Consider the following 8,356-nt stretch of genomic DNA (forward strand, 5'->3'; position numbering starts at 1 on the left):
CAACGCAGTCTATACCGTGGAAAACGCGCTTGCCAAGGTGAAGGATGAAAAAGGCATGAAGCGGGTGGAAAAGTTCCTCAAGGAGGACGTCTGCCCCGACTGCGGCGGAACGCGTTTGTGCGAAGCCGCCCGCGCGCCGAAACTGCGGGGCGTTTCACTGGATCAGGCCTGCGCCATGACGCTCGAAGAGCTCGTGACCTGGACGGCCGGAGTGCCCGACTCTCTGCCCGAGGTCATGCGGCCCATGGCCGAGAGCATTGTCGAAGCCTTTCAGAGTACGGCAAGACGCCTGATGGAGCTCGGGCTCGGCTATCTTTCTCTGGACAGGGCGGCGTCCACGCTTTCCACGGGCGAGCGGCAGCGCATGCAGCTTGCACGCGCGGTGCGCAATCGCACCACGGGCGTGCTCTACGTGCTCGACGAACCTTCCATCGGCCTGCATCCGTCCAACATTGCGGGGCTCATCGGCGTGATGCGCGACCTTGTGGCCGACGGCAATTCCGTGCTGCTGGTCGATCACGACACGCAGATTCTTTCCGCCGCCGACTGGCTCATCGAAATGGGGCCCGAAGCCGGCGAACGCGGCGGCACGGTGGTCGCCGAAGGGCGCATTGCCGACATCGCGGCCGATCCTCATTCGCGCATCGGGCGCTTTCTCGGGCACAGGGGGATTTTCCGCGTGCGCCCGCAGTGTCCGGCCGACGCTCTCTTCTCGGAAGGCTCCATTCATCTGGCCACAGGGGCCATTCATACCGTGCATCCGCTGGAGGTGGACATTCCGCGGGGCAGGCTCACCGTGGTGACCGGCGTTTCCGGCTCGGGCAAAACCACGCTCATTCTTGAAAGCCTCGCCCCTGCGCTGAACGCCTTCATTCGCTGCTCCCGCATGCCCGATCACGTGCGTGAACTGCGCGCAGAGGGCATCCGGCAGGTCAAGCTCATCGACGCCAGTCCCATAGGCATCAACGTGCGCTCCACCGTGGCCACCTACGCCAACGTACACGACGAGCTGCGCAAGGTGTTTGCCCGCACGTCGGGCGCCCGCAAGCTGGGCCTCAAGGCCGGAGATTTTTCCTACAATACCGGAAAGTTGCGCTGCCCCGTCTGTGACGGCACCGGCGTGGTCAGTCTCGACGTGCAGTTTCTGCCCGACGTGGACATTCCCTGTCCGTCGTGCCGCGGATCGCGCTTCTCCCGCGAGGCCGACGCCGTAAAGTATCAGAACAGCGCCGGACGCGCCTTTTCCATGCCCGAGCTCATGGACATGGACGTTCGGCAGGCCCTCGACGCCTGCGCCGATCTCAAGATCGTGCGCCAGCGCCTCGAAGTGCTTCAGCAGCTCGGCCTCGGCTACCTCACCCTCGGTGAAGAAACGCCCAGCCTTTCCGGCGGCGAAGCCCAGCGACTCAAGCTCGCCGGAGAAATGGGCCGAGCTCAGCGCGACTCCGTGTTCCTGTTCGATGAACCTACCATAGGACTCCATCCCCTCGACGTTGAAACCCTGCTCGGCGTCTTCCAGTCGCTCATCGACAACGGCGCTACCGTCGTCGTCATCGAACACGATATGGACCTCATCGGAAACGCCGACTACATCATCGATATGGGCCCCGGCGGCGGTACCTCCGGCGGCCGCGTCGTCGCTGCCGGGGCCCCCGCCCAGATCGCCAGCTGCCCCCAAAGCCTCACCGGCTCCTTCCTCAAGCAGCAATGGAGTTAGAGAGGAAGAAAGGCAGAAAAGGCAGGAAAGGCATGCGGGGGAAATAATTCCCCGACAAAGTCGGGACAAGCCCCCCGCGCCCCCCTGGTTCTGCTTCGCAGCTTCGCTGCTTCAGCAGGACAGGGTGAACGGGAAGATTATGCAAGGAGCTGTGGGCGAAGGGGGTGAGCGTTCGGAAAGGCAGCTGCTGCGGGGCGTGGGGGCTTGGCTGGGCGCTGTTCGGGCTGCGGACGCAGTGCAGGTGTGCGCCCTGCGCCCACCTGCGGTGGCCGACTCCTGTCCGGCTTGCGCCGGACAGTCGTGTCAAAGGATGGGATTTCCAGATGTTTTGGGGGAGGAAACACCGAAGGCAGATCGGCAAATACAGACTGGAAAACGTTTTCTCAATGCACTGGGGCCCGTGGGTGACATCAGGAGCCCACGCCGACGGCAGGCAAGTAGCCGGAATTCACTTCCGGCGTTAAACGCAGCCGCCGTCGTGCAAGTTTCGCAGTTTGTACAGCGTATCCTGTACAAAGCGCACGCAGGGCACTTGCCAGCGCTTCCCTCCCCTTTTGCCTCTTTTCCATTTTCTTTTCCCCCCTGTCATCCTGCCCTTAAAAATTAAAAAGTTTTGAAAGGAGAGATGGGGGCGCGGGGGAAGAGAGGGAAAATTTTTCAAAATTTTCCCTCTCTTCCCCCGCATTCTCTCCCCTTCTCTTCTACTCTTCCTTTTTCTTTCTTGCTTTGATGAGTTTTTCGAGCAGGCGGCAGAGGAGGGGGAAGTCGATGGGTTTGGAGACGTGGGCGGACATGCCTGCGCGGGAGGTTTCGGCGATGTCTTCGGAGAAGGCGTTGGCGGTGACGGCGATGATGGGCACGGAAGATGCGTCAGGGCGCGGGAGGGCGCGGATGCTTCTGCTGGCTTCGCAGCCGTTCATTTCGGGCATCTGCATGTCCATGATGATGGCGTCGAAGTAGAAGGGCTCCGAGTTCTGGAAGATCTTCAGGGCTTCGCGGCCGTTCCAGGCGCGTTCCACCTTCATGCCGTTGAGGGTAAGAATTTCCTCCGCCACTTCCATATTGATTTCGTTGTCTTCGGCAATGAGCAGGCGTTTGCCGGCAAGGGCGCTGCCTATGGGCGCCGATTCGGTTTCCACGGCGCTCTGCTCTTCGTCGCGCACCATGAGGAACGGCAGTATCACGGTAAACGTGGTTCCCTGACCGGGTTTGCTGTCCACAACAATGCTGCCGTTCAAGAGTTCCACAATACTCTTCACGATGGGCATGCCGAGGCCGGTTCCGCTCACAGGTCGGGACGCCACGCGGCTTTCTCGGGTATAGGGCTCGAAAATCTGATGCAGGAACTCTTCCGACATGCCGATGCCGGTATCGGACACGACGATCTTATACTGAATGTATTCCTTCTGGCTCATCTGCGAGACTTCCACGGTGACGGAATCGCCGGCGTCCGTGAACTTCAGCGCGTTGGAAAGCAGATTGTTCATGATGCGCGTCAGGCGGAAGGCATCGCCCATCACCATGGAATGATTCACATTCCAGACTTCGCGGAATATTTTTCCTTCGTTTTCCGCCTGAATTTTAAACGGGGTGAAGCTCTCTTCCAGGCAGACGCGGATATCCATGGGCTGATTGTTCAGCTCTATTTTGCCCTGCGCGAGGCGCGAAAGTTCAAGGATGTCGTTGACGAGCTGAATCAGCACCACGCTTGAGCGTTCTATTTTATTCAGGTAGTCGAGCACCTTCTGCGGATCGCGCGCAAAACGCTTGGCAATGCCGGTAAGATTGATGATGGCGTTGAGCGGCGTGCGCATTTCGTGCGACATGTTGCTGAAAAAGAGCTGCTTGGCCTTTTCGTTCTGCTTGGCCTTGTTCAGGGAATTCATGAGCAGCGTGTGCTCTTCGAGCTGTTTCTGCTTCTCCTCTTCTATTTCGCGGAAGCAGAGAATAACGTCGTGACTCGCGAGCGATTCGTCGAACTGCACCCGGATGCTCACCCAGCGATATCCGTTGTCGAAGCGCCGGCGAAAATCCCGACCGAAATCCCGTATGCGATGCTCCACCAGACGCCGTATGCTGAGCAGGGAAAACTTGTCCATGAACTCGCCAAGGTCGCGGGGATCCAGATTCTCGACAATGATCCGCACCAGTTCCGCGTAGGAACCAGACGCCGACAAGCGTCTGCGCACGTCGTCCGGCGCCTTGATGACTTCATAGCGCGCCTGTTCGTAGTCGATCCGGTACACGGCAAAATAACTGTTGCCGAGCACCTGAACGGCCTCATTGGTGCGGTCATAGGCGCGTTCGCTGCGAAGATTCCGCCAGGAAATAAGTCCCATGCCGATGAGAAGCAGCACGACAAGGCTGTAGAACAGGTCGCTGAAGTAATCCAGATCACTGAGAATAACGCTGAACGGAATAGTCAGGATGGAAATCCACCCGTTCGGCATTTCAAAATAGTACACGCCTCGCGGACGACCGTGCATATCGCTGATGCTGGCCGCATACGAGGCCAGTTCGCCGCTCTTGATGCCCTTGAACAGGCGGCTCACATACGGTCTCATTTCTTCATAGGATTCGTCTTCCGAGGGCTGCGCGTAGAGCAGCGTGCCCTTGTTGTCGCACAGAAAGAACGACGACTCCTGCAGACCGGTCAGGGTCACCGAGGAAAAGCGGAAGTTTTCCGGAAAAATATCGAAGGCCAGCACGGCTCCCGAAGCGCACGTTCTGGCAATGGTGACGACAGGCTTGCCGTACACGGCATCGATATAGGTATCGGTAAAGATGACCTTGCCGGGATTCTCCACCGCCTGCCGATACCAGACGGCATTGGAAAAATCGTAGTCGGCGTCGCCTTCCCAGGGATTCAGGGCAATGATCTTGTTTCCGGCAACCAGATACGGATCAACCGTGCCTTCTCCAAGGATGCTCTGCAACTGTCGGAAAAAATACATGATTTTTTCTGCAAGATCGCCGTTTTTCTGACTTTCGTCCACAACGGAGACGCCGAACGACAACAGCACGGAATAAAACTGAAGATTGTCCCGCTGTTCCAGGGCGTAGGTATGCGCCAGATTATAGCCGAGATTCTGGGCGTTCTTCAGCATATTGATCTTCATGATCTGGTAGCCGAAAAAGGAAAACACCAGCATGACCATGAAAATAGAGATACTGAAACGTGATTTGCTGATGATATACGTAATTTTTTTATATAACTCTTCCATGTTGCCTCCAGCCGATGCGCGGAAGTCGGAATGTGACGCTGAGGCGCGATTGTTCTTCGCGGAGCGGAGCAGGACAAGGGGCTTCCGTTCGGGGCGGCAGTGTACGCTCTTTATAAGTAAAATCAACATCTCCATGAAGATTACGAAACTTTTGTTCCCGCCCGCCGGAGAGCGCAAAGACAAAACGACCGGGACTCCCCGCGCCCCTTCGCTGCGCCGCGCCGACGCTTCCCAGACACTCAAATCCGCGGCAACGAAGCGACGCCGATGCCTCACGAGCCTGAGAAATGGGGGAAGGCGTCGCGCTCCGACGGCCCTCCCCTTCCTCCCGACGATTCGGCGATTTCCTGCCCTCCCCCCCCAAAAAAAGCCACCGCCGCCTCCGCCTCTTTCCCCAACGTCGCACGTCTCCGTGCCGCCCATCGCCCGAGGCCCGCCCTTCTCCATTCCGCCGCACGTTCTTCGGGTCGAGGGCCGCGATCCTTCATTCCGCCTTTCCCCGGAGCCGGACCGCGACGCCCCTTCTGCTGAACGTTTCCGGCTCCCTGCTCTTCTCTGCGACTTCCGACTCCGCCGAAATTCTTCAACTTCCCGCCCGCAGAGCTTCGGCACTTCCCCGCGAAGCCCTCCGCAACTCCCCGCCTCCGCGACTTCGACGCCCTGCGCCGCAGAATTCCCTCCGCTCTCCCTCCGCCGACCGGCTTTGCAACCTCCGCTCCGAATCTGCCGTGCCCCGTCCCAGGCGAAAACCTCTGCAACTCACCGCCCGCAGCACGGCCCGCGACGCCCGCAGCGCTCCCCTCAACGCTGCAGCACGGCCCTCAAAGCCCTCGCCTCTCCGACGCCCGATCCGCCGAGAGGCTACAGACCCGCGACGCCCCCCGGCCCCGCGGCAAAATTCCCCGGACCTCTCGGCAAAATCTCTCCGGGCCCTCGGAGAAATTCCCCGGGGCCGAGCTCCTTCTTTCCGCCCTCAGCGCAGCAACAAAAAAGGCGCGTCTCTCCCCATAGGGAAAAACGCGCCGCAAAATCTGACATCCGGCCGGGTGGCCGACTCCCTCGCGAACTATTGCGCGGCCATCTGCTCGTTCACGCTCGCCTCGCAGGAACGCATGGCGTCGAGCGTGCGCGCAAACAGTTCGTCCAGCGTCCAGCCCAGACGCTCCGCACCTTCGCGGATCACGTCGCGCGAGCAGCCCGCCGCAAAGCGCTTGTCCTTGAACTTCTTCTTCAGACTGGACACTTCCATGTCCATCACGCTGCCCGAAGGACGCATCTTCACCGCCGCGCCCACCAGGCCCGTGAGCTCGTCCACCGCAAAGAGTATCTTTTCCATTTCGTGTTCGGGCTCCACGTCGCAGCACAATCCGTAGCCGTGGCTGCACACCGCATGAATCATGTCCTCGTTCACGCCGCCCGCGCGCAGCAGTTCCGGCGCCTTGCGGCAATGTTCTTCGGGAAAGCGTTCAAAATCAATGTCGTGAAGGAGGCCGCACAGGCCCCAGAACTCTTCTTCGTCCGCATAGCCGCGCTCGCGCGCAAAATACCGCATCACGCCTTCCACCGTGAGCGCGTGCAGAAGATGAAACGGTTCGCTGTTCCAGGTCTTCAAAAGGGCCAGTGCGTCTTCTCTGCTGATGCTGCTTGTCTTCATGTCACACCCGTTCGTTCAGCTCGTCCCCCTTCAGCGGGACGGCGTAATTCTTCACCGTAAGACGGTCGATGTACTCCTCAAGCGTCACCATGCCCGAACCCGTCACGGCCCGGCGACAGTCGGCGTAATCGAGAATCTTGCTCACGTTCTTGTTGATGAGTTCCGCGTTTTCCGGATGCACCCGCCGCGCCAGATATTCCAGCGACGAACGGAACGCTTCCGAAAACTTCTGCAGTCTCCGCCATTCCTCCATCTGCTCCGCCACGCTTATCCGTATCTCTTCCGGAATCAGCGACGCCTCAAGCATCGCGCGGCAGAGCCGCCAGTCGATGTACTGGCCGAATTCCACCTCGAACACCGTCAGCTTGTCGCGATCTATCATGCGTCGCCACACCTCGGCGCCCTTGGCCATCACGGGAATCACGTCCACGTTCGAGCCCGACGGCAGATACTGCGCCACCGTGTCGCGCACTTCCGTCACGATGTCGGACACGGATTCCTTTTCCACGTCGATGACGTCGGCCTTGTTGAGGATCACCAGCACCGGCACTCCGCCGCGAAGCTCCGCCACCCGACCCATGTCGCGCAGCAGCGCCTCTTCGTCGCGCGTGTGCAGCTGCGCCATGTCGAGCACCAGAAAAATATGCGTCAGCGGCAGCTTTTCCAGCGCAAAATACGTCTCGCCGCGATGCTCGTCGTGCTTGCTGGTGTTGGGGCCGGGCGTGTCGTAAAACACAATGGGACGCTTCTTCTCCAGGTGCGGCAGACGCAGCCAGATGTCGGCAGGCACGTTCTCGCGCATGGTTCCGTTGTACGACGCAAGTCTCTCCAGCGTGAGCGGATGCCATTCATCGCTCTCCGAAGGATTGCGGCACACGTTCTGCTCGCACCACGGATCGTGAACAATTCTGAATATCTGCGCCGTGGTGGCCCGGTTTCCCGCAGGAAATACCCCGCGTCCGAGCATGGCGTTGAGCAGCGTGGACTTGCCCGAACTCATGCAGCCCAGGATAAGAATGTGAAGCCCGGTATCGGGCACGCGGAACTCGCCCATGTCTGACTCCCGTTTGCCTCCGCCTGCGCGGAAGCCTCGCTTTTTTCTGGAAAGACCGGAAACGCACGCTACGCGTCGCCTTTTCCGGCACGGCGCAGAAACAACCGTTGCCGCGCCTTTCCGAACATACCCTATTGACGCCGCAAGGCAAGTCCCGGGATTTCTTCGCAAGCCGAACACATCCGCACATCGGGAAAAGCCCCCCTGCCGAAGCCGTGCCGTCGTCCACGGAAACCGCTTCCGTCCTGCTTCCCTGCCCCTGCCCCGCGCCCGACGCCACTCTCCCGCAGCCTGCCGCGCCGCCTCATGCGCCACCACTCCGCGGGCGCGCCCGAAAGACATTCCCCCGGCCACCGCATTACCGGCACGGCTGCCGCTCCGCACGCCCGCCTGAAAAACGCGGGCCCCGTTCTGCATCTGCCGGACAAGCACTATTCGTACATGATTTTTCTCTGCTATTTTCTTCACAAGCAACACGATACACAAAAATCTCTCTTTCACGCTCCGCAGCACCGCCCAAGCAGCACGACATCATGTTTTTTTCACGGTCTTCCTTCCTCATGCACAAGTCATCTTTCATATTATCCTATTTACTTCTTTTTTTTTCTCTTCACATTTCCACATTCTTTTTTCATTATCCTTTATTTTACTCTCATACTTTATTCGCATTCGATGCAATCATGCAAATAAATAAAAAAACTTTTCGA

4 protein-coding genes are annotated in these 8,356 nt (G+C 59.3%); 1 reads left to right on the plus strand and 3 read right to left on the minus strand.

Annotation, left to right across the window (positions count from 1 at the left end):
• Positions 1-1,717: excinuclease ABC subunit UvrA (locus tag ACZM96_RS08205; protein ID WP_489488459.1), on the plus strand; the 1,717-nt coding region annotated here is incomplete at its 5' end.
• Positions 1,718-2,418: 701 nt separating this feature from the next.
• Here the strand turns inward: ACZM96_RS08205 and ACZM96_RS08210 are convergent.
• The 3 genes from ACZM96_RS08210 to ACZM96_RS08220 form a co-directional block, all read right to left on the minus strand.
• Positions 2,419-4,875, minus strand: coding sequence for an ATP-binding protein (locus ACZM96_RS08210; RefSeq protein ID WP_489488460.1), 2,457 nt, complete (start codon positions 4,873-4,875; stop codon positions 2,419-2,421).
• Between the two features lie 1,132 nt (positions 4,876-6,007).
• Positions 6,008-6,595: a hypothetical protein gene (locus tag ACZM96_RS08215; RefSeq protein WP_489488462.1), complete on the minus strand. Its 588-nt coding sequence runs from the start codon at positions 6,593-6,595 to the stop codon at positions 6,008-6,010.
• A gap of 1 nt (position 6,596) precedes the next feature.
• A complete protein-coding gene (locus ACZM96_RS08220) occupies positions 6,597-7,649 on the minus strand; it encodes a dynamin family protein (protein ID WP_489488463.1) in 1,053 nt (350 codons plus the stop codon).
• Between the last annotated feature and the right edge of the window lie 707 nt (positions 7,650-8,356).

Source organism: Mailhella sp., assembly GCF_057866825.1.

Bases quoted from the DNA above. Each gene is read 5' to 3' on its own strand.
- ACZM96_RS08210 (WP_489488460.1), bottom strand. From the start codon at position 4,875: ATGGTCATGCTGGTGTTTTCCTTTTTCGGCTACCAGATCATGAAGATC.
- ACZM96_RS08215 (WP_489488462.1), bottom strand. From the start codon at position 6,595: ATGAAGACAAGCAGCATCAGCAGAGAAGACGCACTGGCCCTTTTGAAG.
- ACZM96_RS08220 (WP_489488463.1), bottom strand. From the start codon at position 7,649: ATGGGCGAGTTCCGCGTGCCCGATACCGGGCTTCACATTCTTATCCTG.